Origin of the sequence: Bradyrhizobium sp. AUGA SZCCT0431, from assembly GCF_018131065.1 — a bacterium.
Lineage (GTDB): Bacteria > Pseudomonadota > Alphaproteobacteria > Rhizobiales > Xanthobacteraceae > Bradyrhizobium.
The window spans coordinates 16,661-42,916 of the sequence record NZ_JAFCLR010000020.1; the positions used below are offsets into that span (position 1 = coordinate 16,661).

Here is a 26,256-nt window from a genome sequence, read left to right on the forward strand (position 1 = left end):
TCACGCGAATTGCGCGAGCCCGTGGCCGACGGACCAATTCTCCTTTGCGGCGTCGAGCACGTTCACGAACACGTCCTCCGGCCTTATGCCGGGGCGCTCGCCAAGCAACGCCGCGATCCGCCGGAACAGCGCCTTCTTCTGTTCGGCGGTGCGGGTGTCGAACACGGTGATCTGGATAAACACGAGATCGTCACTCCGGACGATGCCAAAGGCAGCGCCGTAGCGGAAGTTCGCCGCGTCATGCTCCGTGATGGTCATGAACTGGTCGTCTTCGGGCACGTTCAACGCTTCGCGCATCGCGCGATAAAGGCTGTCGAAAATCGCCTGACGGTAGGCTGCCGGCTTTCCGGCGCGCAGTGAGATGTGAAGCAGCGGCACAGCTGATCCTTTCCATTTTGTCCTGGTCCATCTTGTCCTGCCTAGCTAAACGCCGTCAGACTATTTTGATATGCTATGGATACGGATATCAGCTATAATCGTTGGAAATGACAGAACGCCCCCTCGACCTGGATGCCGTCCAGGCCTTCGTCCGCATCGCCGAACTTGGCAGCTTCACGCGCGCGGCTGAGGCCATGCGGACGACGCAGGCCGCGGTCAGCCTGAAGCTGAAGCGGCTCGAAGAGAGGTTCGGCTGCCGGCTCATCGAGCGGACGCCCCGCTACGTGCAGCTTTCGGCGCAGGGCGCAGCCTTCCTCGAACACGCCCGCGAACTGCTGGCCGTGCACGATCGCGCGCTCGCCGTATTTGCCGGTGCCCGGCAGCGCCTCACCATCGGCATCAGCGACCATGTTGCAGGGCCGGAGCTCCCCGCGCTGATCGCACGCATGAACGCGCAAGACCCGCAGCTGTTGATCGAAATCCGGATCGGATCGTCGGGCGACCTGCTGCAAAGCTTCGACCGGCGCGAACTCGACACGGTGATCGTCCGCCTCGAGGCCGGGCGGAACGACGGGGAAGTTATTACCGAAGAGAAATTCGGCTGGTTCGCAGCACCTGGCTGGCAGTACCGCGCGGGCGAGCCCTTGCCGCTTGCCACGATGGCCGAGCCCTGCGGCGTGCGTGCGATGGCCGGGCGGCTGCTCGATGCGGCGGGCGTGCCCTGGACGGAAATTTTCGTCGGCGGCGGCGTTGCGGCGGTCGCAGCCGCCGTCATGGCCGGGCTCGGCGTTGCTGCATTGGCGCCGCGCATGCTGCCATTCGGCGCCGTTGAGGTCGGCCCCAAGCTCGGGCTTCCCGATCTGCCGCGCTTGCCGGTCTTGCTGCACTCCAGGGTCAAGGACGGCCGGCCGCGCGATGCGCTTGCCGCGCTTTCGGCTGCCTTCAGGAGCGTGGTCCGAGGTTAGCCAACGCCTCTGGTTCATGGGGCAAGACGCTGGCTCGCGAACTCACGTCCGGCTCAACCCGCTTCGCCGACGGCTGGCGCAGCCACTTCAGCAGCTCGCGGGCGCTGAAGGCGATCACCACCTCATGGTGCCGCATGCCCTTGCCGCCCTTGACGAGGCCGAGATCCCGCACGAGGCAAAAGCGCCCGCTGCTCATGCGGGCCAGGCGGCAACCTTTGAAGAAACCGAACATCACACAATGATGCATCGGGACGCGATCCCGTCAATTCTTGACGGTACGCGAATCCCTTTTGCGCGCGGGGATTCGTCGACGGAACAAACGCAGCACGGATGAGCGAGGCAATCACATTGGCAACGATGCGCGCGGCGAAAACGGGCCGCGTGCGCCAATAAGCTGTTCGAGGGTTTCAAATCACCCAGCGTTCCGGCGAGATATCGTGGGAATAGTGCGAACGGTCCACGAGGCTCCCGAGGGCCAGCGTCCTCAATACGTCCGGGTTTCCTTCGCCCTTTGCGGCAGCCGTCAGAATGGAGCAAGCCATCTCGGCCTTGATCGCCGAAGTGCGTTTGGCTTCAGGGAGAGCCGCCGTGGCGTCGTCCAGAACAGCCTTCATCCGTTCGATGAGATCAGGTGAAAATACAGCTTCTATTGTTGGGTTCACGTTGGGCCCTCCCGAGAGTGAACCCTGCCCTGAGCTATCTTAGATACGGAAATTCCCCGGGAGCAACAGATTTTGCAAATTTCCGCAGCTCGGCGGCGCCCTCAAGAACGTCGAGGGTTGGTCAGAAATACTTACCTGAGGTCATTTCCATTGAGCGCCACGTGGGACGGCAATTGCGACGATTGCTGGCGTATCTCTCGTGGCGCCGGCCGCTCCGACGGATCACGCCCGAGCACTGGCTTCAATTCGGCAAGATCAATGAAGGCGTCGGCCTGACGCCGCAGGTCGTCAGCCACCATCGGCGGCTGGCTGACAATGGTCGAGATGACGGTCACGTGGACGCCGCGGCGCTGCACCGCTTCGAGCAGCGAGCGGAAGTCGCCGTCGCCCGAGAACAGGAACATGCGGTCGACATGATCGGCAAGCTCCATCGCATGGACGGCGAGCTCGATGTTCATGCTGCCCTTCACCTTGCGGCGGCCGCTGGGGTCGATGAACTCCTTGGTGAGCTTGGTGACAACGGTGTAGCCGTTATAGTCGAGCCAATCGATCAGGGGGCGGACCGATGTGTATTCCTGATCCTCGATAATGGTCGTGAAATAGAACGCCCGCAGCAGCGTACCGCGGCTCTGGAATTCCTTGAGCAGACGCTTGTAATCGACATCGAAACCAAGCGCTCTGCAGGTCGAGTAGAGATTGGCGCCATCGATAAACAGCGCGATCCTGTCGGACGATAACATCAGGCACCAGCCCCCCAATTCGAGATGCGCACCTCAGCAGAGTGACCAGCTTCGGCTCTACGGACAAGTTGAAGGACACCGTAGCTGGCCGACGCGGGTGGCGGCGTCGACGCCCCAAAGCAAGGGATCGTCGATGCACCACGCAGGGTTCGGCCGTGCCTTGTCAATCTAGCGGGTCTTTTCATGATTAGTCCAGTTGGAGCCGCCGAAAACGGCCGCACTCGCCTCAAGGAAGGCAAGATAGTTTTCATAGCAAACCAAAAAGCCAAAATCGACCAGATCAAGCGCGGCCTCCCATGAACGCTCGCCCGGCACGGATCGCGCGCCTCCAAGAATAACGTATGGTTGGAAGCTGGTGCTGTCCTGCCGGCGTTTTGCACCCGGGCGAATATCGTTCGAGCAGTGGATCAATTGCAGGCTTGGCTTTGGCATCTCAATCCCCGAATTTGTGACGGCACAAGACGGCGGTCTGTTACGCTAGCGATGTTTACAATGCGGCCATCCCGGACAGCGGCGCCGAGGTGCAACGTTCAATCAGCAAGAGCGATGGCGCGAGATACCTGCTGCCGCTCGGCTATCGCGCCAGCCTAGTCGCGGAGATTCGCCGAACCATTGAACGGAGGTTGATATGCACGTTACATTTGGGTGAGAGGAGCATACTTAGGTTTAGGATCAGCCGCCTCAGCCTTGCGAGGGACCAGGAGCGCCCACCTCCTCCCGCAGCGATATCCGGTTGTCGACATTGCGCGTTCCGCGATCGTCAACCGGGGCTTGCAGGCGCGACGAACGGCCGCGACCGCAAGCGCTTTGAGCCACCTGCGTATCGCGATGCACCATACCTCCGGGCCTGGAAAAGCTGATAGGATGCGGCCTATTCGTGGGGTCACGTGTTGCCGTCGATGGTGATGATCACCTGACGACGCGGCGCGGGGCCGGACGGCCGAATGCCATGCGTAACCAGATACTAAAATCCCGGCGCTCGGCCGAGCAATCGCTGCTCGGCGGCATGGCGCTGGCATCGTTGACGGCGGCTTGCATCTGGCTCGTGCTCGGTCCCGCCCCGGAGGTTGCCGACTATCTGATTGCCGTCGTGCTGCTCTTCGCCCTGTTTCTCGCCTCATTGATCGTGATGCACCTGGTAGGGAGCACCCGCAGGCAAATGGAAGCCGCGCTTGAGAGCCGGGCAAGCGCCGAACAACGCGCAATCGAAGCCCTGCGCGAGAGCGAGGCGCAGTGGAAGGAGGTCTTCGAGCACAACCCCGTGATGTACTTCATGGTCGATGCGGACGGCATCGTCCTGTCGGTCAACACTTTTGGCGCCGCCCAGCTCGGCTATCTCGTCAGCGAATTGCGGGGACAACCGGTGCTCGGGGTCTTCTTTGAAGCAGACTGGGACGCGGTGCGAAAAAGCGTCGAAATCTGTCTGGCGCATATCGGGCAAACGCACAGTTGGGAGATCCGAAAGGTCCGCAAGGACGGCTCGGCGCTGTGGGTTCGTGAAAACGCGAAAGCCGTGCGACGGCAGGATGACCGGCTGATCGTCCTGATCGCATGCGAGGACATCACCGAGCGAAAGGAGGCTGAAAACGCCCTGCGGCAGAGTGGGAACTATTTGGCCGAAGCACAGCGATTGAGCCACACCGGCAGCTTCGGCTGGCGCGTCGCCACCCGCGAAATTATCTGGTCGGACGAAACCTTCAGGATATTCGGCTTTGAAAAGGCACCTTCTGTCGCACTCGACACAGTCTTTCAACGCATTCATCCCGACGATAGAGCGGGCGCGCAACAGACCATCGACCGGGCGTCCCGCGATGGCAGGGATTTCGATCACGAATATCGATTGCTGATGCCCGGCGGCTCGGTCAAATATGTCCATGCAACCGCGCATGCCGTAACCGATGCATCTGATGGCATCGAGTTTGTCGGCGCGGTGACGGACGTCACGGCACGAAGGCGAGCCGAGGAGAAACTGCACGAGGCACAGGCTGAACTGGCGCATGTCACGCGCGTGACGGCGCTCGGGGAGCTGGCCGCGTCGATTGCCCATGAAGTGAATCAGCCGCTGGCCGCCGTCGTCGCCAACGCCTCGGCCGCCCTGCGTTGGCTCGACCGCGACACTCCCGAACTGCAGGAAGCGCGCAGCGCTCTGGTCTCGATCGTCGATGACGGCAACCGGGCGGGCGAAGTGATCCAGCGCGTCCGCGGCCTGGTAAGCAAGACCGCCGATCAGAAAGCGCCTCTCGACATCAATGCGGTCGTCAATGAGGTGGTCACCTTGCTGCATCGCGAACTGTTCAGCCACCGGATCGTGCTGCGGAAGGACCTCGCTCCTGCTCTCAGCCCCGTCCTCGGCGATCGGATTCAGCTGCAGCAGGTCATCCTCAATCTCGTCATCAACGCCATTGAAGCGATGCAACCGATCACCGACCGACCACGCAAGCTGGCGATCCGGACGCACCAGGAGGACGCCCACCAAATTCTGGTCACGGTAACAGACTCCGGTGTCGGATTAGCCGTTCAGAATGCCGACCGGCTGTTCGCCCCCTTCTTCACCACCAAACCCGACGGCATGGGCATGGGCCTGTCGATCTGCCGATCGATCGTCGAGTCCCATGGCGGGCGATTGTCGGCCTCCATCAATGTCGGGCCCGGCGCGACGTTTCAGTTCAGCCTGCCGATGCATCAAGAGGACCATACGCTGTGACCGGCCGCCCAAACTCGCCTCGCAACGTTGGCGGCCCGGACGAGCCGATCGTCTACGTTGTCGACGATGACGTGTCGGTGCGTGAAGCGCTCCGGAATCTTTTTCGCTCGGTGGGCTTGCGGGTCGAAGTGTTCGGTTCGGGTGCTGAATTTCTGCAGAGCAAGCTGCCGGACGTTCCGAGCTGCCTGATCCTTGACATCAGGTTGCCTCGGCTGAGCGGCCTCGACTTTCAGGCCGACCTTGCCAAGGCAGGCATTCACATTCCCATCGTCTTCATGACGGGCCATGGCGATATCCCGATGACGGTCAGGGCCATGAAGGCCGGGGCTGTCGACTTTCTGACCAAGCCGTTCCGCGATCAGGACATGCTGGATGCCGTGACGGCGGCAATCGAACGCGATCGAAATAGCCGAAATGAAGCAAAGATCCGCTCCGACCTGCACGCGCTGTTCGCGACCTTGACTGCCCGGGAGCGGGAGGTCATGGCGCTGGTCACGACCGGGCTCATGAACAAACAGATCGCGGCCGAAATCGGCATTGCCGAGATCACCGTGAAGATACACCGCGGGAACATCATGAGAAAAATGGCCGCGAAATCGCTGGCCGATCTGGTGAAGATGGCCCAGGCGCTCGAAATACAGCGCCCGGCGCCGCCGCAATAGCCTGGCGGGTCGTTGAGCAATCAACACCCCGTCCTGCAAACCTAAGTATGATTTTCCGCCCCTGATTTGCGACGCACTCTGCCGTCAAGCGGCTTGCAGCAAGAGGCATTCTGCCGGCACGTCAGGAAGCACCGCTTTGGCCAACCCACCCGTAATTTCAATCATTGACGATGACGGCTCCGTTCGCACCGCGACCTACAATCTCGTGAGAACGCTTGGCTACGTCGTTCACACCTTCGAATCGGCCGGGGCGTTCCTGCGGTCGCCACATCTGCATGACACCTCGTGCGTGATCGCAGATATTCAAATGCCGGTCATGAGCGGTCTCGAGCTGCAAGCTCACCTGGTTGCGGACGGATACCGGCTGCCATTCATTTTCATCACGGCTTTTGCGACCGAGAACGCGCGCATGCAAGCACTGAAGGCCGGCGCGAGCTGCTTTCTCACCAAACCCTTCACGGGAGAAGCGTTGATCAACTGCCTCGACGCCGCGCTGGGCGAGCACGGCGAGGAAAAGAGCGGATGACCGATCCGATGGGGTCAGTACGGCATCTCGCGCCGCTATTCCGATCGGTCCGGCGACGGGGACAAAACAACAATTCCATTCCACCGAAATTGGCAGTTTCGAGCCGGTCATACCTAGGGATAAGCGGATCAACCATCTAGACAAGTTGAATACGGGGCGGGATGGAATGAGACTGAGGCATCGTCGCCCTCCGGTCATCCGACGGCACGACAACCAGTACACCACGATCAGTGAATGGCAATTCCTCAGGAGGAGGTCGCCATGCGTACAGGCCCACGCTGTTCCGAATGCGACAGTGAAGAACCCAAGATAGTATGTTTGCGAAATCCGGCGCGTGAACGTTACTGCGGACGTGCTTGTCTCGGCCAAGGCCAGGAAAAATTCATTCGCTTGATCCTGCGAACGAATGCGGAGGCCGCATCATGACAAATCGTTGCGACAATCCGAACTGCGACCGCCCCTTCGGGCTGGTCCGTTTCAGCTGGCGCTTCGGGCAATTTTGCTCGTCCAGGTGCCGCGAGCAGTGCAAGCGTCAGCGGGATCGTAACAAGGCCTACTGGAGATGGCTCTATAAATGCCCCGAGCCGTCTATCGCAGACCAAAAATAATCCAGCGATGCGACAGCTCCGGACTGCAGACCATCTCTCGGACCGAGATGAGCCGAAACCGTTGAGGTGACAATTGCAGATAAAGTGAGCGGGAAGGAGCTATCATGACAAGCGTGCAAGCGATGTTGTTAGGTGCGCTACTCGCGTGGATGCCTTCGCTTCTTGTGTTCGTCTGGATTATGCGGGACGTGCGAAACACACGCGGCCGGGATTAGCCACGATCCAGCTTCGAGCCGACATCGATTTCGGCGCGGCGACTTGTCGTCCGCGCCGCGCCATCATCCGGCGAGCCATCGTCCCTTGTGAATGTCGAATTTCACCAAACCTTCGTCGCGCATTTTCAGAAGCAGCGACTGGCAGGCTTCCTCATTCGGAAGATTGGCGCGTTTCATGATCTCGTAGACCTTGAGCGGCTTCTCACGAAGCGCATTCAGGATATTCTCGCGATCCTTGAGCATGACTATTCCCTGTAGACCAAAACCGACATGGATTGTTGAACGTGCCGCTTAGACCATGGCCAGTTTGATTTGACCATCATCAAGGACTCCGGTCGCGAGAGCCTCGCGCGCCCTCCGTTCGATAACAGGCCAATTGGTGAGCAGATATTTGTGGGCCAGCGCCTGCGTCGGAAGATCGGTTTGCAGAATGCAGCGCTGCCGCGCGTTCCCGTTCGCGATCTGAAAGGATACCGCTTGCGGCCCCTCGATGATCTCTTGTTCGGTGGGTTTGGCAACCAGCCGCATACGCTATTCCCCGTGAAACTTGTCAGGCCCTGCTCGGATCGACCGCAACTGCCGCGGATATATCGTCGGGCAGCCGGTCAGGGCTGCTCGTTCTCGACCTTCGGGGAGCGTTTCGGCTTTTTGTCAGCACCGGGCTGCGTGTTCCGGACCGCGTCGGTGAGCATCTCCCGCAGTTCCGCCTTGGTCTTCGGTGGTTGCCGCGCGACAGATGCTTTCCATTGTGCCATAGAATTCTATATGGGGTGCCGGATCGGGAATTAAAGGCCTGTGGCCCGCGATGTGGTGCAATGCCCGTTCGAGGTCAGACTGGCAAGCGGCGGCTCGGGCAACAGCTTGGGCACAACGTCCCGCGAGAATGTCGAGCTGTGTTTGCCGTGCCGTCATTGCCTGCGAAACGCAACGCGTTTGCGCAAGGGAGCACTTGCGACGAAGCAATCCATTCTATGCGTGGTGCGATGGATTGCTTCGCGGAGCCTGTCATCGGGCGCGCATTCGCGCGACCCGTTGGCTCGCAATGACGATTAGTAGCCACCCTGCTCCATCAAACAAAAACGGCGGGGAAAATCCCCGCCGCTTTGAATTCAACGATGCGAGAATGACGTTACATCATCCCCATGTCCAGCATGCCCGGCAATTGCGCCAGCGGCAGTGCGGCGGCGCCGACCAGGGTCGCGACCATCGCGGCCAGCGCGTGGTTGGAGCGGCGCTTGCCGCGCATCTGGGCGGCAATCCACTCCAGCACCTTGGTGTCTATGTTGACGGCCTTGGCGGGGGCCCAGCTTTCGATGTCGGTGTCCGGCGACAGGGCAATCGTGCGCGGCGGCACGGGCAGGCCGGATTCGGACGCCGCATGATGGGCGACCGCCTTGGCCAGCAGATCGTCGAAACGGCCACCGTCGCTGCGCTCGGCGGCAGCGTCGCTGATTTGGAACAGCGCCTCGGCTTCGGCGCGGCTGACCGGCTGATGCTCGACGGCGGATGCGGTCAGGATGCGCGCGCACCAGGCGGCGTCATCGGCATCGAGCGCGCGGGAAAAATGGATACGGCCCTTGGTGGTCGGGCCCTCGCCGGTGATGACGCCATCGCGCACGACGGTCAACGCGTGGGCGGCGGTCTTGCGGCAGGAAGGTTGGAGAACGGCGAACGCTTCAATAGATTTGGTAATACTAGGGGCAGACATAGCTTGCACTTCTCAATTTCTTTTTCTGGTCCAGCATTGCGACGCCGGCGTAAACGAGTGGTTAACGATTCGGAACTTGCATTCCGAGATTTTTAGATGGTTGCCAATTAGTCGCTGCGACTCCAATTAGTCGCTGTGAGTGATGTCACGGTTCGGTTGAATGACCGATGAACGCCCCCGGCAACCGGGACCGGGGTCTTGCGGACCATAAAAGGCGATATCGGGGCAATCCGGGCGATTACCGCCGCTGTGGATTTTTCGTCGCAGGGGCGCAGATCGAAAGAAGGTGCTAGGAGTTCCCTATTCGCGGAGAAGGATCTCGCCTTTTTTGGCCGGAGGTTCCCTTCCACCCTGCTAGGGCTTATACAGATCAACAGAAATTCTCCTGTAACTTGAATGAGATGAGGTGTACCATGGCACTCCAGATTGGCGCAGTCGCCCCGGACTTCGAAGCCCAGACCACCGAGGGCAAAATCAAATTCCACGACTGGATCGGCTCGAATTGGGCGCTGTTGTTCTCGCATCCGAAGGATTTCACCCCGGTTTGCACCACCGAACTCGGCGCTCTCGCAAAGTTGAAGCCTGAATTCGACAAGCGCGGCGTCAAGCTGATGGGGCTCAGCGTCGATCCCGTCGACAAGCATTCGAAATGGTCGGAGGACATCAAGGAGACGCAAGGAGCGGCGCCGAACTATCCGATGATCGGCGACACCGATTTCAACGTCTCAAAACTCTACGACATGCTCCCCGCCTCCACGTCGGGGGATGTCGCAACGCGGACCGCTGCCGATAACCAGACCGTGCGCAACGTCTTCATCATCGGACCGGACAAGAAGATCAAGCTGGTGCTGGTTTATCCGATGACGACGGGCCGCAATTTCCAGGAAATTTTGCGCGTGATCGATTCCCTGCAGATGACGGCCAAGCATCGGGTCGCGACCCCGGCCGACTGGAAACAGGGCGAAGACGTCATCATTGCAGGCTCGGTCACCGACGACGAGGCCAAGACGATCTATCCGCAGGGCTGGAAGTCGCCGAAGCCGTACATCCGGATCGTGCCGCAGCCGAAACAGTAACGGTTCATCGCGCTTTCAAGGCATCAAACAAAATATGACGCCGGTTCTGATGTCATCAGAACCGGCGTCACGGAAAGATTGGCAATAGCCAGATTGCGATCAGGCCGCGCGAACGCGGTCCAGGAACTTCTCGACCTCGGCCTTCAGATGCAGGCTCTCGCCCGACAGCGCCTGCGCCGAGGCAAACATGCGGTTGGAAGTCTCGCCGGTCTCGCCCGCGCCCTGCGCAGCGTTGCGGATGTTGATGGCGACGTCGGCGGTCCCGCTCGCGGCGGCCCGGACGCTCTGGGCGATGTTCGCCGTCGCACCGCGCTGTTGCTCGACCGCGGCCGAAATCGAGGTCGCGATATCGCTGATGCGCTCGATGGTCTGGCCAATCGCCTTGATCGCGCTGACCGACTCTTCGGTCGCAAGCTGCATGCTGCCGATCTGACTCGATATCTCCTCAGTGGCCTTGGCGGTCTGGCCGGCGAGGCTCTTGACCTCCTGGGCCACCACGGCAAACCCGCGGCCGGCATCGCCGGCGCGGGCGGCCTCGATGGTGGCGTTGAGCGCCAGAAGATTGGTCTGCTCGGCGATCGAGGTGATCAGCTTCACCACGTCGCCGATCCGCGCGCCCGCCTCCGACAGCTCGTTGATGCGCTGGTCGGTGGCCGCGGCCTGCTTGACGGCGTCGGCCGCGATCCCGTTCGATTCCTGGACGCGGCGGGTGATCTCGGCAATCGAGTTGGAGAGTTCATCGGAAGCAACGGCTGCGGTGCGGACATGCTCGGAGGCGGTCTCCGACGCGCCCGCCGACTGGCCCGAAAGCCCGGCGGTGGTCCGCGCGGTCTCGGTGAGTTGCTTGGCCACGCGCTCGAATTCACCCGAGGAGTTCAGCACCTTGTCGAGGATACCGCCGACGCTGGTCTGGAACTCGTCGACGAACCCGCGCAATTCGGCCTTGCGCTGTTCGACGGCGGCAGAAGCGGCCGCGGTCTGTTCGTCGCGAAGCCGGCGGCGCTCCAGCGAGTTGTTCTTGAACACCGCGACCGTGCGCGCGATCTCGCCGATCTCGTCCATGCGTTCGTTGTGACCGACCTCGACGTCGCTGTTGCCGTTGGCGATGGCCGTGAGCGTCGCCGTGACCGAAATCAGCGGCTTGGTCACGCGGCGCACGATCAGCATCGTCAGCAACATCACCAGAAGCGCTGCAATGCCCGCTGCGATCGCCATGTTCTGAATGGCATGCGACAGCATGGCCTCGAACTGCGCCATCGGAATTCCGACATAGAGAACGCCGATTACCTTTCCGGTCGAATTCGCGATCGGGTAATAGGCCGTCATGAACGTCTTGCCGAACAGCGTGGCCGGCCCCTTATAGGCCTCGCCGCGACGCAGGATCGGCTGTCCCGGATGGTCGGGCGCAAGCTGGGTGCCGACGGCGCGATCGCCGTTCTCCTTCTTCACGTTGGTGGAGCGGCGGACGAACTGGTTGCTGGCCTCGTCATAGACGAACAGCGTCGCGTTGCCGCCGACATACCCGACCGAGCGATCGACGATCGCGTGGTCCTTGAATTCGGGCATCTTTGCCGCTTCGGCCTTGGCGACCATGCCGTCTTTCAGCGTGATCTTGGCGTCGGGGTAGGTCTCGGCAAAGGACAGCGCCAGCGTTCGCAGATTGACCTCGATGTCGCGAAGCGCCCGGTCGCCGAACTCAGAGTTGAGCGACCAATAGGCCGCGCCCACCACCAGCGCGGTATTCACCGCGATCAGGAGGACGGCCGAAATGACCGCTTTGGTGCCGAGACGAAGCTTCAGCGACGGCAGGAGTTTTCCAAACGACGGCATGGACATGTGCAATTTTCCCCAAAATCGGGATCAATTTGACGGTTCTTGCTTACGATCGCATTAATGGATGCAACCCTAAGCAAAGGCTCAGGAATTTGGTGAAATCTATGCGCGCATGACGAAGCTTCGCCCGGCCATCGTCTGGTACCGCGAGGACCTGCGCCTTTCGGACCACCCCGCCCTGCATACGGCCGCCAACACACAAGCGCCGGTTGTATGCATTTTCGTGCTCGACGAGAGGACGCCGGGCGCCGAAGAAGCTGAACGGCATATCCGATATCGCCAGCGATGCGCTGGAAGACTGGCATCTCGAACCCACTAAGCCCGACTGGGCCGGCGGCTTGCGCGAAAACCGGCGGCCCGGCGAAGCTGCGGCGCAGGCGCGGCTCAAGGCATTCCTCGCCGGCGCTATCGCCGGCTATTCCGGTGACCGCGACCGCCCTGACCGCGAGGGCACCTCGCTTCTGTCGCCGCATCTTCGCTTCGGCGAGATCAGCCCGCGCCAGGTCTGGCACGCCGCAAAATTTGCCGCCGCCGAGCACCCTCGCCGGTCATCCGATATCGCTAAATTCCTCAGCGAACTCGGCTGGCGCGAATTCTGCCGTCATCTGCTCTACGACATGCCGGATCTCGCAACGCGCAATCTGCAGGCATCGTTCGACGCGTTTCCCTGAAAGCACGACACCAAGGCATTGCGCGCCTGGCAGCGCGGGGAGACCGGATACCCGTCGACGCCGGCATGCGCGAACTCTGGCACACCGGCGTGATGCACAACCGTGTGCGAATGGTGGTGGCCTCGTTTCTCGTCAAGCATCTCTTGATCGACTGGCGCGAGGGCGAGCAATGGTTCTGGGACACGCTTGTCGATGCCGATGCCGGCAGCAATCCGGCCAACTCGCAGTGGGTCGCCAGCTGCGGCGCCGATGCCGCCCCCTACTTCCGCGTATTCAATCCGATCCTGCAGGGCGGGAAGTTCGATCCCGATGGCGTCTACATCAGGCGCTGGGTGCCGGAGCTGAAGCAATTGCCTGACCATTTGATCCATCACCCCTGGACCGCGACACCGCTTGAACTTGCAAGCGCCGGCATCGAACCCGGCAAAACCTATCCGCGGCCGATCATCGATCACAAGGTTGGTCGTGAACGCGCGCTCGCGGCCTATGCGAGCATTCGCAATCGCTGAACTAGAGCGTTTTCTAGCGAAGTGGACACCGGTTCGCGTCAAGAAAACGCGTCAAATCAAGAATCTAGAGCCCCGTTCCGATTCCATCGGAACGGAAAAGGCTCTAGGCAGTGCGCCGGTTGACCAGAAACACCGCGGCGGCGCACGCGGTCATGCCGACAAGCGCTACTCCATCGAGCTGCTCGCCAAACAGCACATAGGCCATCAGCGCCGTCACCGCCGGCACCAGATAGAACAGGCTCGCCACCGACGTCGCGGCCGAGCGGCGGATCAGCCAGTACAACAACCCGATTGATCCGATCGACAGCACCACGACCAGCCAGCTCAGCGCGAGCACGAACTCCGTGGTCCAATGCACGACATTGTTCTCGAACAGCCATGCCCCGAACCCGAAGAAGATCGTAACCGCGATGTACTGCACGAGATTGCCCGCACGCCAGTCGATCGCGTTGCAGTACCGCCGCTGGTAGAGCGTGCCGAGCGTGATGCTGATCAGCGACACGCCGGAGGCGAGCCAACCCCAACCCGCGTCCCCGCTCATCGGCCGATTGTGCAGGATCAGCACCACGCCCGCCAGCCCGAGCAAGAGTCCAGCCCATTGAATGGCCGTGACGCGCTCACCGAGCCAGCGGTTGGCGATGGTCGAGGTCAGGATCGGCTGCAGGCCGGGGATCAGCGCGGACAGCCCTGCGGGAATCGAATGCGCAATCGCAATCGCGGTGCCGCCGAGATAGAATCCGTGCACCAGAATGCCGGCGACGGCGCTGTGGAAGATGCCGATCCGATCCGGCCAGCGAGGCCGCGCGATCGCGACGATGCCAGCCATCAAGGCGACCACCAGCGCCATCCGGATCGCGAGATAGGTCAAAGGATCGGCGTTGTTGACGACGTATTTGGTGGCGACGAAGCCGGTGCTCCACAGCACGACGAAAATCGCCGGCGCCGCCCGCGCGGCAAGATCTTCAAGGTCACGGTTCATTTGCGGAAGCGTAGTGCCCGATCATATGCTATGCGGCAAGGACTGATCGCGCGGGTCCGTCGCGCCGCGTTCGGCGGCGCACGCGGCCGCACCGACGTGCCGAAGATCGTCGACTGGTACATGCAGGGCAAGATCCAGATCGACCCGATGATCACGCATGTGATGCCACTCAGCGAGATCAACAACGCGTTCGAACTGATGAAGCGCGGGGAATCGATCCGTGGCGTGGTGACGTTTTAGGTATCTCGACTGCAGCTTCTGTCCGCTGTCATCATCCGCGAAAGCGGATGATCCAGTACGCCGCGGCTTCTCGATTGCCTACAACAGCCTCTGGAATACTGGATCGCCCGGTCAAGCCGGGCGATGACAGATCAGAGCTCAAAACGCTTCCGGACAGGGATCGACGATCTTCCAGAGCTCGCCACCGTTCTTGATCTTCTTCATCTCGGTGGTGAGCCCGCCATTGCGGCGGATCCAGTCCTTCACGGTATCCGGATAATAAGACATCAGGTCCGACGTTCCGTCGGAGCTGGTGACCTTGATGCCGAAGGTGAAGGCCTTGTCGTAATAGGCCTGGTGGAAGCCGAGGCTCGCCTTCGGCGTCACGCAGATCTTGTTCATCGGCACGATGCCGAACACCAGCGTGCAGGCCGAGTTGCAGATGCCATCGATGATGACGCGTTCCTTGCGGTCGCGGATCCGCTTGTACTTCGACTTGTATTCCTCGACGTAGCCGCCATGGTCGCGCGTGATGTGCAGATCGGCCCGCGCCGGGGTCGCGACCAGAACCGAGAGGGACAGCAGGGCAAGGGACGTGATGCGCATGGGTCGATCGGGAACCGGATAGCCTTGTCAAAGCGGAGGGTGGCCCTTGAAGTCCGGACCACACCGCAGAACCTTGGCGGGACTGTGTTGGGATTTCGTTAAGCATCCCTTAGGGGCCAAAAATAGGCAAGCTTCCGCCAATTTTCCGCAGCTTTTCCGGAGCTTTTCCTGTCGTTTTGCGTAAAATGGCTCCCGGACCGGCCAAAAACGTCTAGTTTCCTGGTGGGATTTTCCGGAGAATCAAAATGCCCAAAGCCAAGTTTTTAATCGCCGCCGCCCTCTTTGCTGCCGCGGCCCTGGCGCCGACCCTGGCGGACGCCCGCCATAATCGGCACCACCGCCAGCACTGGCCGTTGCCCTACCCGATCAGCTACCTGCACAATTACGGGCCCGGCCTCCAGCCTGGCACTTTTGCCTATTATGACGGCCCCTCGACCAACCGCTGCCGCCAGGGCGCGGCCGCATACATCGGCCAGGGCGGGCGGCACCCCTGTTACTAAACGTTCCGCTGCTGGCCCTGCCCGGACAAGTCTGATAATCGGGCGGGCTACAGGCACTCGTAGCTCAGCTGGATAGAGCATCGGATTTCGATTCCGAGGGTCGGGAGTTCGAATCTCTCCGAGTGCGCCATTTCGGGCAAGACCGGGCCGGCAAACCACGCACTCGAGAGCGATTGATATGAGAAAGATGATCCTGGCGCTGGCGATCCTGTATCCGGCCGCGGCGTTTGCTCAGGGAACGGCTACGCCCGCCCCCGCGAACCCAGCCCCTCCTCCGACGGTTGGCGGCAAACCGCTGGTACAGGTCGGGACGAAAAAGCCTCCGGCCGAGAAGAAATCGGCAAAGCCGGCGGCACCGGCCAAGCCCCTGTCCATCGCGCAGAAGCTGCAAGCCTGTCAGGATATCGACGACGCGACGAAGGAACGCCTGACCTGCTATGACGGCGTCTATGCGCCGCAGCCGAAACCCAAGCCGCCGGCCGCCAAGAGCGCCAGTGAATGCCGGTTCGTGAAGGAGGAAGACGAGCGGCTGACCTGCTTCAACCGTTTTGTCGACAAAATCCCGCAACTACCGCGGTAACCGTCAAAACCGTTCGGCCTGAGGGCGGCGCATGTCGCAAGCGGCGCCTTAGACCCTTACCAGGTGTTGTTCCCGAAGAAGCCAAAGCCAAAGTGCTGCTGCTGGGCAACGCGCATCGGCGACGGCTGAACCGAGCGAGCCTTGGCGACCTTGCGCTTGCGCGGAGCCTGCGGCTCAACCTTCTTGGCTTCAGCCGGTACGAACTGGGCAAAGGTGTCACGCACCCGAGCCTGGGCGTTGAGGTCGGCAATCGGCGCAGCCGGAGCCGCCGCAACCTGGGTGGTCACAGCCGGCGGAACAATGGTGGGAAGGCTCATGTCATAAACCACGCGTTCCGGCGGCTTCTGGTCGGAACGGATCCGCACCACGGTCTTGTCGATCGAGCCTGTCGAATTGCTGGCCACGGCGACCTGTTGCGGGGCAAAGGCATCGAGCGCGAACAACAGCGCAAGCAGCGCTGCGCCCACAAACAGGAAATAACGCGCTACGGGCATTGACGTGGCTCCCCCCGCACCATTCGCGCGGTTCATTCGGCTAACTGGAGATATGGTGATTAGTTCCTGGGGCATCCCCAAGGTTCAACAGCGCCGATCACATTTTCGGGTTCGCAAGGTCAGGTTCGCAGGGCTAAGTTCGACTTGCCGTCACCAGCGAACATTTCGCCTTGTTTGCGTTAACATTGACGAAGCCGACCAGCACACCTGAATAGTGCTTCCGGCTCCTGGTGTTCACGGTGTCCGGGATCACCCGCCGCCTGTCGGTCAAATGGCTGCCGTCCCTGCGGGTAAAGGCACAGGCAATTTCCACGTCCTTCACCGGATAATCATTGGCGTTGCGCAGCGTGAAGGTAACGAGCGCCTTCGAGCCGAGGCCGCCCCTTCGCCACGATTGCGAGGAAATCCTCAAACCCTCGATCGGCGACTTCGATTCCGGCGCAATCGACAACGGCGCGGTCACCGCGGCGGGAGCCGCCCCATCTTCAACCAGGGATACATTCTGTGCGTAGATGGTCGGGGAAGGTTCTGCTGCGGCGTGGCCCTCGGCGTCGCTCGGTCCGGGAAGCATCATCCATATCGTGCATCCCGCGATTGCGATGGCCGGCAACGCGAGCAGTCGTGCTTGCGGGGCTCCGAACGACCGTCCAGCGATCATCATGGCCATGCCCTCACCCGGCGGCGATACCGGTCGCCGCACCCGCACATGAAAAAGGCCCCACGGGCGTTACACCGTACGGCCTCTCACACGACTGCCGCTGTACGGTTCCGCCGCTAGCTCAATAATCACCCACGGCCAGAATGGTTGCACGCAAGCTCGACAATTTTGCGGCGCCAGAGGCGCACGACAGGGGATGGAATTGCGGACGGCCGGCCGCTAGATTGGCGGCGCTGCAATACTAGCTGCAAGACGCTTGGGGGAGACGAATATGCCGACAGTAACTTGGGACCATGTCCATTTGCGCAGTCCCGATCCGGAAGCGACCGCGGCCTGGCTTGCCGACATTCTGGGCGGCGAGATCGTCCGCGGCCCGGGCAGGATCGACGTCAAACTCGGCGGCGCCAACGTGTTCATCGCCCCGGTTGCGGCCGGAGACGGCGTCAACACCCCGCCGGTGACGCCGTATCAAGGGCTCGATCATTTCGGGCTGACGGTAAAGGACATCGACGCCGTCGCCGCCGAGATCAAGGCCAAGGGCGTCGAGTTTACCAAGCCACCGACCACGATCCGGCCCGGCGTACGCATCTGCTTCATCCGCGGACCGCAAGGCATTTCCATCGAGCTCTTGGAGCGCGACCAGAAATACGCGTGATCCGCCGCGCTACGTCATCGACCCCGGCATAAAGCAGCGGATGGTCAATCCAGCGTAGCCACGAATCGGCCAAACCATGGTTCGGCCGACGCGGTTGGGTTCCGTAATCACCGCGTCTTCGGGCACATCGAACCATTCGCCCTCGATGCGCACGCGATAACGGCCGTTGCTCGATTCCCAATCGACATCGCTGACAGCGCTGCCGTCGGCATCGGAGCAACACGGCCCCTTCCCGCTTCTCAACGAGTCGAACCATTCCTTGAGCGGCGAACGGGCGTAACGGCCGTCCGGATCGCGCGCATGCCCGACCTGCGCGGCAATCGCCCACAGCGCCACGACACCCAATCTCAGCAGTGTCTTTCGCCAGCCCCCATCGCGGTTGCCCGAAGTTCCGCGGTTGTCATTCTCGGTGTTAAGACGCGGCGCACGGCCGCCGGAATTGATCCAGTTGCTCACCTGTCTGTTGCTCCAACACCCACCGGCCGGTGCGCAACAGGCGATGCATTTCGCGGGCCAACTTGCTTCGGAACCCGCCGCCAGTCATCCTCGTGTCATGGTGGTGTTGGGCTGGCACCGGTATATTTGTATTTGCGGCCTGTCACGTTGACGCCGCGGGTTCCGCTTTGGCATAAACGATTACCGGGTTCCGTGGGCGCGGAGGCCGGGATTGGGACGTCATGAAGAACGGTCTGTATTCGATCCATGTCAGCCTGCTGGATGGGCGATCCGGCAAGGGCAGTGGTGTGATTCTGTTCCGGGATGGCCAGATCCTCGGCGGCGATGCCTATCTGTTTTACACCGGCAGCTACACCGTGAAGGGCGATACCTTCAAGGGCGAGGTGCTGGTGCAGCGTCACACGTCGAGCCCCGATGCCAATCCGCTGTTCGGCGGGCCGGCCCCCGTCGGCATCGGCGTATCCGGCACCTTCACCGATACGCGCGGAACCATGAACGGGACGGCGCTGGTCGGCAAGGCCAGCCAGATTTTCGGCGCCACGCTGCGCAAGCTGGCCGATACGAATTAAAGCGTCTTTCAGCGAAGTGGATACCGGTTCGCGTCGAGAAAACGCGTCAATTAAGAATCTAGAGCCCGTTCCGATTCAATCGGAACGGAAAAGGCTCCAGCGCGCTGACCGCGCCGTCTACTCCGCCGCCATTTCAAGCGGCGCAATGCGCGGCAGGATCATCTGGATCCGCGTGCCGCCTCCCGGCTCCGAATCAAGATCGAGCCGCCCGCCGAGTCGGTTGGTCACGATGCTGTAGACGATGTGCAGGCCAAGCCCGGTGCCGCCCTGATCACGCCGTGTCGTGAAGAACGGGTCGAACGCGCGGCGACGAACGTCGAGGGTCATGCCGCATCCATTGTCGGAAAACAGAACCTCGACATTGTCCTTGCCGGACTCGCGCACCTGGATATCGACCGTGCCCGGCTTGCCGTCAGGGAACGCGTGCGCAACCGAATTGAGAAACAGATTGGTCAGCACCTGTCCGTAGGGTCCGGGGTAGCTGTTCATCGTCAGGTTAGGCTGGCAATCGACATTGAGCGTCAGATTGTGTTTGCGAAGGCCCGGCCGCAAGCTCATCACCACCTGCTCGGTGAGATCGCCAAGGTCGAAGCTGCGCTGGTCGGAATAGTTGCGGTCGGCGGCGACCTGCTTGAACGACTGGATCAGTTCGGCGGCGCGATTGAGATTGGCGACGAGCTGCGATGACGCGTCGCGACTGGTTTCGAGAAAATCAGTCAAACTGGAACGCCGCAGTTCGCCACGCGCCACCTCGGCGGTGAAATTCGCCGCCTTGCGCTCCAGCGCGGAGGCGACCGTGAGACTAATGCCAACGGGATTGTTGACCTCGTGCGCGACACCCGCCACCAGCCGCCCGAGGGCTGCGAGTTTTTCGGCCTCGATCAGCGAATTCTGCGTTTCCCGCAAATTTCGCAGCGCGCCTTCCGCGGCGTCCTTGGCCTTGCGCATCTCGAGTTCGACGCGCTTGCGCTCGCCGATGTCGAGCGCGACCGTGACGATGTTCTCGATCTCGCCCGACGCGTCCAGTAGCGGCAGCTTGTTGACCAGCCATTGCCGCATATTGCCGGTGGAATCCTTGTACTCTTCCTCATAGAAGCCGAGTTCGCTGCCGCCGGCCAACACCCGCTTGTCCGGCTCATCGGTCTTCGCCGCGCCATAGCGTGACATCAGGTCGGCCGTGGTGCGACCGATGGCTTCCCCAGGCTCGATGCCAAAAATACCGGCCATGTAGCGGTTCATCAGGAGATAGCGGAGCTGCTTGTCCTTGACGTTGATCACCGCGGGCACGGTATCGATCACCTGCTGCAGCAAACGGCGGCCTTCGGCGATCGCGTCCTCGGCCCGTTTTTGGTCGGTGATGTCGCGGACCGTTCCCTCGTAACGGACCAGTTCGCCATCCTCGTTGCGCACGGCGCTGGCGCTGTCCGAGAGCCAAAGCACCGTCCCGTCGCGCGCGCGAACCTGGTATTCGTACTCGCGTACCATGCCGTCGCGTTCCATCAGCCGCTCATATTCCACCCGCGCCTGCGGATCGACATAGACGGATTCGGAGACGTCGCCGAGGCCGTTGATCAGATCCTGCGGCGTGGCGTAACCCATCATCCGCGCCAGCGCCGGGTTGGCATTGAGCAGCGCGCCTCCGGGCGTGGTGACGTAGATTCCGTCCACCGACGCCTCGAACAATTTTCGATAGCTTTCCTCGGCGAGACGCTGTTCGGCCAATGCGCGTACCGCCGCCTCGCGCGCCGCGTCGGCATCGACCAGTGTCTGGCGAAACACTTCGGCGGCTCGCGCGATATCGCCGATTTCGTTGTCGACATCGGTCTGCGGGATCGAGGTGTTCTTTTCGCCGCCGGCCACCTTGCGGATCGAGGTTGCGATCATTGCGAGCGGACGCACGGTGCGCCTGACCACCAGCAGCGAGGCGAACAGCCCGATCAGGACACCGGCGGTGCCGAGCACGATGCTCTGCCATTTTGCTTCCGTCAGCGTCCGGGCGAAATCGCGGGACAACACATGGCCGCGACGGGCGCTGACCTCGCGCAACAATTCGGTGACGCGCTGGATCAGGCGGCCCTCCGCGCCCAGCACCTCCTTGTCGATGTCGGATATCTGCCGCTCGCGGGTCGAGATGTTGATAATCGCGAGGGCATAATCATCGACAGCCGCGCGAAGCTTCGGCTCCGCCATCGTCATCGAGCGCATGCTTTGCGCCGCCAGTTCGGCGGCGGACGGATTTCGCGCCAGCAAAGCCGAGGCAATCTGGCTTTGGGCCTGAAACAGCGCCGACGCCATCAGTGGATCGGGGGTGTCGGCGATCGCCGCATCGAATTTCTCGCGCAGCGGCGGTAGCCCGACGATCAGCTCCGCGCGGCGGTTGATCAGGGCGGAAATACGCTCGATGCCGCTGCGGTAGGTCGACAGGCGCTCGGTGACGCCATCGATCATGTCCTGCTGTTCGGGAGCAAGCTCCAGCCGGGTTTTCTTCAGGACCTCGATGAGCGAGGTCGCCGCCTCGCCGACCTGGACCGATTGGGCGCCGGGGTCGGTGACGAAATCCCGGGCCGCCAGCCGCAACTCGTTCATGCGCCGGTCGATATCCTGGGCGAGGTCGCCGACGCTTTCCAGCCGCTGCAACTCGGCGAAGGTCGCATCGATGTGGCGGATGGCGATGACGCTGGCGGTGGAGGTGATGATAATCACCGCCAGCACCAGCATGAAACTGCCGAATGTCAGCTGGCCGATCGACAACGAGAACGATCGCGTCATTGGCGAATTCGGCGGCAATTCAGAGGTCATGTTATCGAGGCCGGGCTCCTATCGGCCGCAATATACGACGTTATTCGGGTCGTGGGGAACATGCTGAAATAGCTCGCGAAGCCGGCCAGACCGGCCGGGCGGTGCGCCGGTCCACGCCCGCTGGCGTCACACTGCCGGTCCGGGCTGCCCCAATCCGGGATTCCGGCCGCGGCGGGGGCTTTGCCGTGCGGCAAAATGGCCAGATTTTGTCTCGGGCCTCAGTCGGCGGTGATGCCGGCCTCCTTGACCACCTTGGCCCACACCGCGACATCGGATTTGATGATATCGGCGAATGCCCCGAGCGGCGCGCTCTTCGGCTCGCACCCGGCCACGTCTAGCTTCTGCTGGACTTCCGCGGTTGCCAGCGCCGCCTCCAGGGCCTTGCTGATCCGTTCGACGACCGGCAGCGGCGTGGCAGCCGGCACCACGATGCCGAACCAGGGCGTCACCTGGGCCTCGGCAAAGCCCTGCTCGGCCATGGTCGGGACATCCGGGAAATATTTGGAACGGCCGTCATTGATGGCGCCGATGATCCGGATCGCCCCGCTCTGCACCTGGGCCAGCGCCTGGTTGGCGGAGAGGAAGGTCGAGGTGATCAGGCCGCTCGCGATATCCGGCACCATCTGCGGATAGCCGCGATAGCCGATGCCGGTGACATCGATCCCGGCCAGCCGCTTGAACAGCTCAAAACCGAGATGCCCGGTCGAGCCCTTGCCGGGATGGCTGTAATTCAGCGTGCCCGGTTTGGCCTTGGCCAGCGCGACATATTCGGCGACGGTCTTCACCGGCAGCGTGGTGGGGACGATGAAAAAATTCGGCGCGCGGCAGATCTGGCCGATCGCAACAAAATCGCGCACCGGGTCCCAGCGCAGCTTGGCATCGAGCGCCGGGCTTGCGGTGAAGAACGTCGTCACCAGCAGCCATGTGTAGCCGTCGGGGGCGGCGCGCGCGACTTCCTCTGCGGCGATCGAGCCGTTGGCGCCGGATTTGGATTCGACGACGATCGATCCCTTCCACTGCTCCTGCATATTTTGCGCGATGATGCGCGCGAACACGTCGGCGACGCTGCCCGGCGAATAGGGAATCACGACGCGGATCGGCCGGCTTGGAAAATCCTGCGCCTGCCCTTGATGTGGCGCGGCGAGAAACAAGAGCCACGCGCCGATGATCACGCCGAAGCGATGACATCTCATATGGGTGCCCTACCCTGACCGTTTCTTTGGGCGCTGAACGCGCCCGGATTGAGAGGGAGGATGCAGGTAATCCCTGATCGCAGCAAGGCCACGCGTTTTTCGCCAGGCGAACCAAACCCGCAGCACCGTGCCTGGCCCTAGCTTTCGACCCGCTGCAACGCCTTTAGCAGATCGGACGGCATCATGCCGAACATGTCCCGAAACGCGCTGCTGAGATGCGCCGAACTGGCGAAGCCGGCGGCGTGGGCGGCTTCCGTCAGGGACGAGCCTTCGCCGCAGGCGCGCACCGCGGCCCCCATCCGGTTCCAGATCCGGTAGCCCCGCAATGGTACGCCGGTCTCCGCCTTGAACAGATGCAGGAACCGCGACGCTGACAGGCCCGCATGTTCCGCCAACTCCGTCAAGCGGTGCGCCCGGTGCGGCTCGTCCCGCATCAGCCGCAGCGCCGCCGATATCCGCGCATCGGCGTTGGTGCCCGTGCCCACGCCGAGCAGTTCGCCGAGCGACAAACGTCCGTCGCGCGCCGCGATGCGATCCTCTGCCAGGCCAGTCAGGATTTCGATCACACCAGATTCGTCGCGCAGATCGAACGCCGCACGCGCGCGCGTATCCGTCATCCGCGCCAGCAACGCCTTGAGGTCGCGTCCGAGCGGATCGACGTAGAGGAACGCCATGCGTCCGCGTTCAATGCGCAGGTGATGCAGGCTGTTGGGCATGATCAATACGCTGCGGGCGGAACGATAATCCGTCGCGGGATCTGCCGGATCGTCGGCCACCTCCAGCGCGGCATCGAGGCCGATGGCTAGTACGGCGGTCGCATTGCGGTGCGGCGTCAATCCGAAGGCCGGGCCGAGATAGAGCACGCGGGCGCCCCACCCCAACAATTTCGCCTCGCCGATTGCGCGCATAGCCAGTTTCTGAAAGCCCGGATGGTTCAGGCGAATTTAGGGTGCCGGACCGCAACAGGACCCAGCACGATGACAGATAAGCCTGATGAGACCGACAGCCAAGCCGCGATTGAGCGCAACCGAGAGGCCGTGACGCGCTACGCGCGCGCCTGGCTTGCCGGCGACCGCACCGCGCTCGCCGCCTGCTACCACGACGATTTCACGCTGCATTATTTCGGCCGCAACCCGCTTGCCGGCGACCACAGGGGCAAGATGGCCGCGCTTACGATCCTGGCCGAGGTCACCCGCCGCACCAGCCGAAAACTGCTCGGCATCGTCGACATCATGGCCGGCCCCGCGCGCGGCGCGCTGCTGGTGCGCGAGCGCTTTGAGCGCGACGGCAGGGCGGCGGAGTTCGAACGGCTGCTGGTCTATGCCGTGCGCGATGGGTTGCTGGGGGAATGCTGGGTGTGGGACCAGGACCAGGCGGCGGTCGACGCCTATCTCGCGTGAGAGGCTTGTCTACGGCGCCCACACTTCGTCAAACGTCGAAGTGTGTTAGGCTCTTTATTTGACGCATTTTCTTCACGCGAACCGGTACCCACTTCGCTCGAAAACGCTCTATCCGACCGAGCCGACCTCGAACACGTCACCGTCATAGCCGGCCTCGAGCGGAATCCGCAGCTGACGGCCGCCGTTGTTCTTGGTCATGATCGGCGTCACCGTGACGACGGACTTGCCTCTGGAATCTTCGAGCGCCGCCTTCACGCTGTCCTGCTTGCCGAGCTTGATCAGGTTGCGCGTGGTCGGGAACGGCAATTTGAATCGTCCGCTCTCGCCGCCTTCCAGCGCCTCGCGCGGCGACACCCAGATTGAATCGGTGGATTCCTTGCCGTCATGCGCACCGACCTGTTCGGGCGGCGCGGCGGCGAGGAAGAACCAGGTATCAAAGCGCTTCGGCATGCCTTCGGGCGTGATCCAGTGCGCATAGGGCACGAGTTCATCGAGCGCCAGCACCATGCCGTTGTCGGTCAGAATTTTATGGAAGCTGATCTTGCTGTCGCAGAGATCGGCGCGATGCGCGGTCTCGATCTCGCTGGCCCTGACGGCGTCGACCAGCGCTTTCGATCCCTTCGGCCGCGCCAGCAGGATGCCGCTCTCTTCAAAGGTCTCGCGGATCGCCGCGATGCGGAAGCTGAGCGTCGCCTCATCGAGCCCCTCGCCGCCGGAATACAGCTCGGGCGCCGCGATGATCTCCTTGTCGCCCTTGTCGACACTGCCGCCGGGAAACACCAGCGCGCCGGAATTGAAGTCGATCTCATAATGGCGAACCATCATGAAGACCTCGATTTCCTTTCGCGCCGTGGCGTCGCGCAGCAACAGGATGGTGGACGCAGGGCGCGGTGCTTTGGCGGGTTCGGTCATTGGATCAACCCGCCGCGCTGGATTGCGGTTGCAGATTGGCGCGGCGGTCGACCCGCGCCACCCGCGACAGCAGATATTCGACTTCGGCTTTTGCCGTCGCGGTGATGGTCGCACCCGGCTTGCGCTGCGCGCTGGAGGCGATCACGCCGCGCTTCTGCAGCACGTATTTGCGCACGGCGAGACCGGCGCCGGGCTGCTGCTCGTAGCGGATCAGCGGCAGATGCGCGTCGAACAGATCGTGCGCGGCGTCGCGCTTGCCGGCCTTTTGCAGTTTTACGACATCGATCAGCAATTCCGGGAAGGCGTAGCCGGTCATCGCGCCATCGGCGCCGCGCTCCATCTCGAAATCGAGGAACATGCCGCCATTGCCGACCAGAATGGACATCGGCTTCAGCGAGCCGTCCTTCTGGAAGCCGCGCAGCGTGGAGATCTTCTCCAACCCCGGCCAGTCCTCATGCTTGAGCATCACGCAGGACGGCGAATCCATCACGATCTTGCGGATCACGGCGGGCGTGAACACGACGTTCAGCGTCAACGGATAATCCTGCAGCACCCAGGGAATGTCGTCGCCGATGGCTTCCTGCGCCTGCTTGAAATAGCCCGTGATCTGGTCGTCGGTGCGTAAGTGCGGCGGCGGCGCGATCATCACGCCGGCAGCGCCCGCATCCATCGACGCTTTCGCCAGCGAACGCATGGTGGCAAATCCCGGCGCCGAGACGCCGACGATGATCTGCATGTTCTTGGCGCGCTTGACGAAGCGGATCGCCACCTGCTCGGCTTCATCAGCATCGAGCTTCGGCGCCTCGCCCAAAATGCCGAGCACGGTGACGCCGTCGCAGCCGACTTCGGCATAGAAGTCGGTCAGGCGGTCGATCGATTTCTCGTCGATGCGGCCGTCATCGTGAAACGGGGTCGGCGCAATCGCAAAGGTGCCTGCGGCCTGGGCGGTGAGCTTCATGGTCAATTTCCGTAAATGAGG

Annotated in this window: 30 protein-coding genes, 1 tRNA gene and 2 pseudogenes; 14 read left to right on the forward strand and 19 right to left on the reverse strand. The window is 62.2% G+C overall.

The features are described from left to right. Complete coding sequence (locus JQ567_RS20360) at positions 1-378, reverse strand: tautomerase family protein (protein WP_212440470.1); 378 nt, start codon at positions 376-378, stop codon at positions 1-3. Between the two features lie 107 nt (positions 379-485). On the opposite strand from JQ567_RS20360, the gene JQ567_RS20365 reads away from it, so the two are divergent. Then, positions 486-1,343, forward strand: coding sequence for a LysR family transcriptional regulator (locus JQ567_RS20365; protein ID WP_212440471.1), 858 nt, complete (start codon positions 486-488; stop codon positions 1,341-1,343). On the opposite strand, the gene JQ567_RS20370 is transcribed toward JQ567_RS20365, so the two are convergent. The 4 genes from JQ567_RS20370 to JQ567_RS20385 all read right to left on the reverse strand — a co-directional run bounded on the left by JQ567_RS20370 (position 1,321) and on the right by JQ567_RS20385 (position 3,177). Next, positions 1,321-1,539 (reverse strand): hypothetical protein, encoded by a 219-nt coding sequence (locus tag JQ567_RS20370; RefSeq protein WP_312017437.1) that lies wholly within the window; start codon positions 1,537-1,539, stop codon positions 1,321-1,323. The two genes, JQ567_RS20365 and JQ567_RS20370, sit on opposite strands and share 23 nt — an antisense overlap. A gap of 211 nt (positions 1,540-1,750) precedes the next feature. Continuing rightward, positions 1,751-2,005: a hypothetical protein gene (locus JQ567_RS20375; RefSeq protein WP_212440472.1), complete on the reverse strand. Its 255-nt coding sequence runs from the start codon at positions 2,003-2,005 to the stop codon at positions 1,751-1,753. A gap of 131 nt (positions 2,006-2,136) precedes the next feature. After that, complete coding sequence (locus tag JQ567_RS20380) at positions 2,137-2,745, reverse strand: NYN domain-containing protein (RefSeq protein ID WP_212440473.1); 609 nt, start codon at positions 2,743-2,745, stop codon at positions 2,137-2,139. Positions 2,746-2,913: 168 nt separating this feature from the next. Continuing rightward, on the reverse strand, positions 2,914-3,177 hold the full coding sequence (locus JQ567_RS20385; RefSeq protein WP_212440474.1) for a hypothetical protein: 264 nt from the start codon (positions 3,175-3,177) through the stop codon (positions 2,914-2,916). 517 nt (positions 3,178-3,694) lie between these two features. Between JQ567_RS20385 and JQ567_RS20390 the strand changes: the two genes are divergently transcribed. From JQ567_RS20390 to JQ567_RS20400, 3 genes are all read left to right on the forward strand, one after another. Continuing rightward, entirely contained in the window at positions 3,695-5,449 is a 1,755-nt protein-coding gene (locus JQ567_RS20390) for a PAS domain S-box protein (protein ID WP_212440475.1), read from the forward strand. Continuing rightward, positions 5,446-6,111 (forward strand): response regulator transcription factor, encoded by a 666-nt coding sequence (locus JQ567_RS20395; RefSeq protein ID WP_212440476.1) that lies wholly within the window; start codon positions 5,446-5,448, stop codon positions 6,109-6,111. Before JQ567_RS20390 ends, JQ567_RS20395 begins: the two co-directional genes overlap by 4 nt. A 136-nt stretch (positions 6,112-6,247) precedes the next feature. Next, complete coding sequence (locus tag JQ567_RS20400) at positions 6,248-6,637, forward strand: response regulator transcription factor (protein WP_212440477.1); 390 nt, start codon at positions 6,248-6,250, stop codon at positions 6,635-6,637. A gap of 886 nt (positions 6,638-7,523) precedes the next feature. Here JQ567_RS20400 and JQ567_RS20405 read toward each other — a convergent pair. The 3 genes from JQ567_RS20405 to JQ567_RS20415 all read right to left on the reverse strand — a co-directional run bounded on the left by JQ567_RS20405 (position 7,524) and on the right by JQ567_RS20415 (position 9,168). Next, positions 7,524-7,703, reverse strand: a complete 180-nt coding sequence (locus JQ567_RS20405) for a hypothetical protein (protein WP_192733787.1) — start codon at positions 7,701-7,703, stop codon at positions 7,524-7,526. A 48-nt stretch (positions 7,704-7,751) separates the two neighbouring features. Continuing rightward, on the reverse strand, positions 7,752-7,988 hold the full coding sequence (locus tag JQ567_RS20410; RefSeq protein ID WP_212440478.1) for a hypothetical protein: 237 nt from the start codon (positions 7,986-7,988) through the stop codon (positions 7,752-7,754). Between the two features lie 601 nt (positions 7,989-8,589). After that, on the reverse strand, positions 8,590-9,168 hold the full coding sequence (locus JQ567_RS20415) for a hypothetical protein (RefSeq protein ID WP_212440479.1): 579 nt from the start codon (positions 9,166-9,168) through the stop codon (positions 8,590-8,592). A 413-nt stretch (positions 9,169-9,581) separates the two neighbouring features. On the opposite strand from JQ567_RS20415, the gene JQ567_RS20420 reads away from it, so the two are divergent. Then, positions 9,582-10,244 carry a peroxiredoxin gene (locus JQ567_RS20420; protein WP_192733790.1) on the forward strand — a complete coding sequence of 221 codons (663 nt, stop codon included), beginning with the start codon at positions 9,582-9,584 and terminating at the stop codon, positions 10,242-10,244. A gap of 99 nt (positions 10,245-10,343) precedes the next feature. On the opposite strand, the gene JQ567_RS20425 is transcribed toward JQ567_RS20420, so the two are convergent. After that, positions 10,344-12,080: a methyl-accepting chemotaxis protein gene (locus JQ567_RS20425; protein WP_409363619.1), complete on the reverse strand. Its 1,737-nt coding sequence runs from the start codon at positions 12,078-12,080 to the stop codon at positions 10,344-10,346. Positions 12,081-12,189: 109 nt separating this feature from the next. Between JQ567_RS20425 and JQ567_RS39085 the strand changes: the two genes are divergently transcribed. After that, a complete protein-coding gene (locus tag JQ567_RS39085; RefSeq protein ID WP_409363620.1) occupies positions 12,190-12,396 on the forward strand; it encodes a deoxyribodipyrimidine photo-lyase in 207 nt (68 codons plus the stop codon). Next, a pseudogene (locus JQ567_RS20430) lies at positions 12,323-13,257 on the forward strand (cryptochrome/photolyase family protein); the annotation flags it as partial. The gene JQ567_RS39085 and the pseudogene JQ567_RS20430, both read left to right, overlap by 74 nt. A 103-nt stretch (positions 13,258-13,360) precedes the next feature. Here the strand turns inward: JQ567_RS20430 and JQ567_RS20435 are convergent. Further along, a complete protein-coding gene (locus JQ567_RS20435; RefSeq protein WP_212440480.1) occupies positions 13,361-14,236 on the reverse strand; it encodes a DMT family transporter in 876 nt (291 codons plus the stop codon). A gap of 66 nt (positions 14,237-14,302) precedes the next feature. Here JQ567_RS20435 and JQ567_RS20440 point away from each other — a divergent pair. Continuing rightward, positions 14,303-14,476: pseudogene (locus JQ567_RS20440) on the forward strand (S-(hydroxymethyl)glutathione dehydrogenase); the annotation flags it as partial. Positions 14,477-14,614: 138 nt separating this feature from the next. Here the strand turns inward: JQ567_RS20440 and JQ567_RS20445 are convergent. Beyond that, positions 14,615-15,061, reverse strand: a complete 447-nt coding sequence (locus tag JQ567_RS20445) for a hypothetical protein (RefSeq protein ID WP_212440481.1) — start codon at positions 15,059-15,061, stop codon at positions 14,615-14,617. A 245-nt stretch (positions 15,062-15,306) separates the two neighbouring features. On the opposite strand from JQ567_RS20445, the gene JQ567_RS20450 reads away from it, so the two are divergent. The 3 genes from JQ567_RS20450 (at position 15,307) to JQ567_RS20460 (ending at position 16,141) form a co-directional block, all read left to right on the forward strand. Next, entirely contained in the window at positions 15,307-15,561 is a 255-nt protein-coding gene (locus JQ567_RS20450) for a hypothetical protein (RefSeq protein ID WP_212440482.1), read from the forward strand. Between the two features lie 53 nt (positions 15,562-15,614). Further along, positions 15,615-15,691 (forward strand) — tRNA-Arg (locus tag JQ567_RS20455). A gap of 57 nt (positions 15,692-15,748) precedes the next feature. Continuing rightward, entirely contained in the window at positions 15,749-16,141 is a 393-nt protein-coding gene (locus JQ567_RS20460) for a hypothetical protein (protein ID WP_409363621.1), read from the forward strand. A 56-nt stretch (positions 16,142-16,197) separates the two neighbouring features. Here JQ567_RS20460 and JQ567_RS20465 read toward each other — a convergent pair whose 3' ends face one another. Next, on the reverse strand, positions 16,198-16,635 hold the full coding sequence (locus tag JQ567_RS20465) for a hypothetical protein (protein WP_212440484.1): 438 nt from the start codon (positions 16,633-16,635) through the stop codon (positions 16,198-16,200). A 133-nt stretch (positions 16,636-16,768) separates the two neighbouring features. After that, positions 16,769-17,302 carry a hypothetical protein gene (locus tag JQ567_RS20470; RefSeq protein ID WP_212440485.1) on the reverse strand — a complete coding sequence of 178 codons (534 nt, stop codon included), beginning with the start codon at positions 17,300-17,302 and terminating at the stop codon, positions 16,769-16,771. A gap of 262 nt (positions 17,303-17,564) precedes the next feature. Here JQ567_RS20470 and JQ567_RS20475 point away from each other — a divergent pair, with 262 nt between their 5' ends. Then, positions 17,565-17,948: a VOC family protein gene (locus JQ567_RS20475; RefSeq protein WP_192733798.1), complete on the forward strand. Its 384-nt coding sequence runs from the start codon at positions 17,565-17,567 to the stop codon at positions 17,946-17,948. A 9-nt stretch (positions 17,949-17,957) separates the two neighbouring features. On the opposite strand, the gene JQ567_RS20480 is transcribed toward JQ567_RS20475, so the two are convergent. Beyond that, positions 17,958-18,404: a hypothetical protein gene (locus JQ567_RS20480; protein ID WP_212440486.1), complete on the reverse strand. Its 447-nt coding sequence runs from the start codon at positions 18,402-18,404 to the stop codon at positions 17,958-17,960. Positions 18,405-18,625: 221 nt separating this feature from the next. Here JQ567_RS20480 and JQ567_RS20485 point away from each other — a divergent pair, with 221 nt between their 5' ends. Continuing rightward, positions 18,626-18,973, forward strand: coding sequence for a GrlR family regulatory protein (locus tag JQ567_RS20485; RefSeq protein WP_192733799.1), 348 nt, complete (start codon positions 18,626-18,628; stop codon positions 18,971-18,973). Between the two features lie 117 nt (positions 18,974-19,090). Here JQ567_RS20485 and JQ567_RS20490 read toward each other — a convergent pair whose 3' ends face one another. From JQ567_RS20490 to JQ567_RS20500, 3 genes are all read right to left on the reverse strand, one after another. Further along, positions 19,091-21,772 carry a PAS domain S-box protein gene (locus tag JQ567_RS20490; protein WP_212440487.1) on the reverse strand — a complete coding sequence of 894 codons (2,682 nt, stop codon included), beginning with the start codon at positions 21,770-21,772 and terminating at the stop codon, positions 19,091-19,093. Between the two features lie 218 nt (positions 21,773-21,990). Then, positions 21,991-22,965 carry a tripartite tricarboxylate transporter substrate binding protein gene (locus JQ567_RS20495; protein ID WP_212440488.1) on the reverse strand — a complete coding sequence of 325 codons (975 nt, stop codon included), beginning with the start codon at positions 22,963-22,965 and terminating at the stop codon, positions 21,991-21,993. 137 nt (positions 22,966-23,102) lie between these two features. Then, positions 23,103-23,873 carry an AraC family transcriptional regulator gene (locus JQ567_RS20500; protein WP_212440489.1) on the reverse strand — a complete coding sequence of 257 codons (771 nt, stop codon included), beginning with the start codon at positions 23,871-23,873 and terminating at the stop codon, positions 23,103-23,105. 69 nt (positions 23,874-23,942) lie between these two features. Between JQ567_RS20500 and JQ567_RS20505 the strand changes: the two genes are divergently transcribed. Continuing rightward, the gene (locus JQ567_RS20505; protein ID WP_212440490.1) at positions 23,943-24,365 is read left to right on the forward strand and encodes a nuclear transport factor 2 family protein; all 423 of its coding nucleotides are present in this window, start codon (positions 23,943-23,945) and stop codon (positions 24,363-24,365) included. A gap of 108 nt (positions 24,366-24,473) precedes the next feature. Here JQ567_RS20505 and JQ567_RS20510 read toward each other — a convergent pair whose 3' ends face one another. Both JQ567_RS20510 and JQ567_RS20515 read right to left on the reverse strand, forming a co-directional pair. Further along, the gene (locus JQ567_RS20510) at positions 24,474-25,277 is read right to left on the reverse strand and encodes an NUDIX hydrolase (protein ID WP_212440491.1); all 804 of its coding nucleotides are present in this window, start codon (positions 25,275-25,277) and stop codon (positions 24,474-24,476) included. Between the two features lie 4 nt (positions 25,278-25,281). Further along, the gene (locus JQ567_RS20515; protein ID WP_212266129.1) at positions 25,282-26,235 is read right to left on the reverse strand and encodes a dihydrodipicolinate synthase family protein; all 954 of its coding nucleotides are present in this window, start codon (positions 26,233-26,235) and stop codon (positions 25,282-25,284) included. Between the last annotated feature and the right edge of the window lie 21 nt (positions 26,236-26,256).

What these genes read in the sequence shown, in the direction of transcription:
- JQ567_RS20365 (WP_212440471.1), top strand. Translation starts at nt 486, where the DNA reads ATGACAGAACGCCCCCTCGACCTGGATGCCGTCCAGGCCTTCGTCCGC.
- JQ567_RS20370 (WP_312017437.1), bottom strand. Translation starts at nt 1,539, where the DNA reads ATGAGCAGCGGGCGCTTTTGCCTCGTGCGGGATCTCGGCCTCGTCAAG.
- JQ567_RS20380 (WP_212440473.1), bottom strand. Translation starts at nt 2,745, where the DNA reads ATGTTATCGTCCGACAGGATCGCGCTGTTTATCGATGGCGCCAATCTC.
- JQ567_RS20385 (WP_212440474.1), bottom strand. Translation starts at nt 3,177, where the DNA reads ATGCCAAAGCCAAGCCTGCAATTGATCCACTGCTCGAACGATATTCGC.
- JQ567_RS20390 (WP_212440475.1), top strand. Translation starts at nt 3,695, where the DNA reads ATGCGTAACCAGATACTAAAATCCCGGCGCTCGGCCGAGCAATCGCTG.
- JQ567_RS20405 (WP_192733787.1), bottom strand. Translation starts at nt 7,703, where the DNA reads ATGCTCAAGGATCGCGAGAATATCCTGAATGCGCTTCGTGAGAAGCCG.
- JQ567_RS20410 (WP_212440478.1), bottom strand. Translation starts at nt 7,988, where the DNA reads ATGCGGCTGGTTGCCAAACCCACCGAACAAGAGATCATCGAGGGGCCG.
- JQ567_RS20415 (WP_212440479.1), bottom strand. Translation starts at nt 9,168, where the DNA reads ATGTCTGCCCCTAGTATTACCAAATCTATTGAAGCGTTCGCCGTTCTC.
- JQ567_RS20420 (WP_192733790.1), top strand. Translation starts at nt 9,582, where the DNA reads ATGGCACTCCAGATTGGCGCAGTCGCCCCGGACTTCGAAGCCCAGACC.
- JQ567_RS20425 (WP_409363619.1), bottom strand. Translation starts at nt 12,080, where the DNA reads ATGTCCATGCCGTCGTTTGGAAAACTCCTGCCGTCGCTGAAGCTTCGT.
- JQ567_RS39085 (WP_409363620.1), top strand. Translation starts at nt 12,190, where the DNA reads ATGACGAAGCTTCGCCCGGCCATCGTCTGGTACCGCGAGGACCTGCGC.
- JQ567_RS20435 (WP_212440480.1), bottom strand. Translation starts at nt 14,236, where the DNA reads ATGAACCGTGACCTTGAAGATCTTGCCGCGCGGGCGGCGCCGGCGATT.
- JQ567_RS20445 (WP_212440481.1), bottom strand. Translation starts at nt 15,061, where the DNA reads ATGCGCATCACGTCCCTTGCCCTGCTGTCCCTCTCGGTTCTGGTCGCG.
- JQ567_RS20450 (WP_212440482.1), top strand. Translation starts at nt 15,307, where the DNA reads ATGCCCAAAGCCAAGTTTTTAATCGCCGCCGCCCTCTTTGCTGCCGCG.
- JQ567_RS20460 (WP_409363621.1), top strand. Translation starts at nt 15,749, where the DNA reads ATGATCCTGGCGCTGGCGATCCTGTATCCGGCCGCGGCGTTTGCTCAG.
- JQ567_RS20465 (WP_212440484.1), bottom strand. Translation starts at nt 16,635, where the DNA reads ATGCCCGTAGCGCGTTATTTCCTGTTTGTGGGCGCAGCGCTGCTTGCG.
- JQ567_RS20470 (WP_212440485.1), bottom strand. Translation starts at nt 17,302, where the DNA reads ATGGCCATGATGATCGCTGGACGGTCGTTCGGAGCCCCGCAAGCACGA.
- JQ567_RS20475 (WP_192733798.1), top strand. Translation starts at nt 17,565, where the DNA reads ATGCCGACAGTAACTTGGGACCATGTCCATTTGCGCAGTCCCGATCCG.
- JQ567_RS20485 (WP_192733799.1), top strand. Translation starts at nt 18,626, where the DNA reads ATGAAGAACGGTCTGTATTCGATCCATGTCAGCCTGCTGGATGGGCGA.
- JQ567_RS20490 (WP_212440487.1), bottom strand. Translation starts at nt 21,772, where the DNA reads ATGACCTCTGAATTGCCGCCGAATTCGCCAATGACGCGATCGTTCTCG.
- JQ567_RS20495 (WP_212440488.1), bottom strand. Translation starts at nt 22,965, where the DNA reads ATGAGATGTCATCGCTTCGGCGTGATCATCGGCGCGTGGCTCTTGTTT.
- JQ567_RS20500 (WP_212440489.1), bottom strand. Translation starts at nt 23,873, where the DNA reads ATGCGCGCAATCGGCGAGGCGAAATTGTTGGGGTGGGGCGCCCGCGTG.
- JQ567_RS20505 (WP_212440490.1), top strand. Translation starts at nt 23,943, where the DNA reads ATGACAGATAAGCCTGATGAGACCGACAGCCAAGCCGCGATTGAGCGC.
- JQ567_RS20510 (WP_212440491.1), bottom strand. Translation starts at nt 25,277, where the DNA reads ATGACCGAACCCGCCAAAGCACCGCGCCCTGCGTCCACCATCCTGTTG.
- JQ567_RS20515 (WP_212266129.1), bottom strand. Translation starts at nt 26,235, where the DNA reads ATGAAGCTCACCGCCCAGGCCGCAGGCACCTTTGCGATTGCGCCGACC.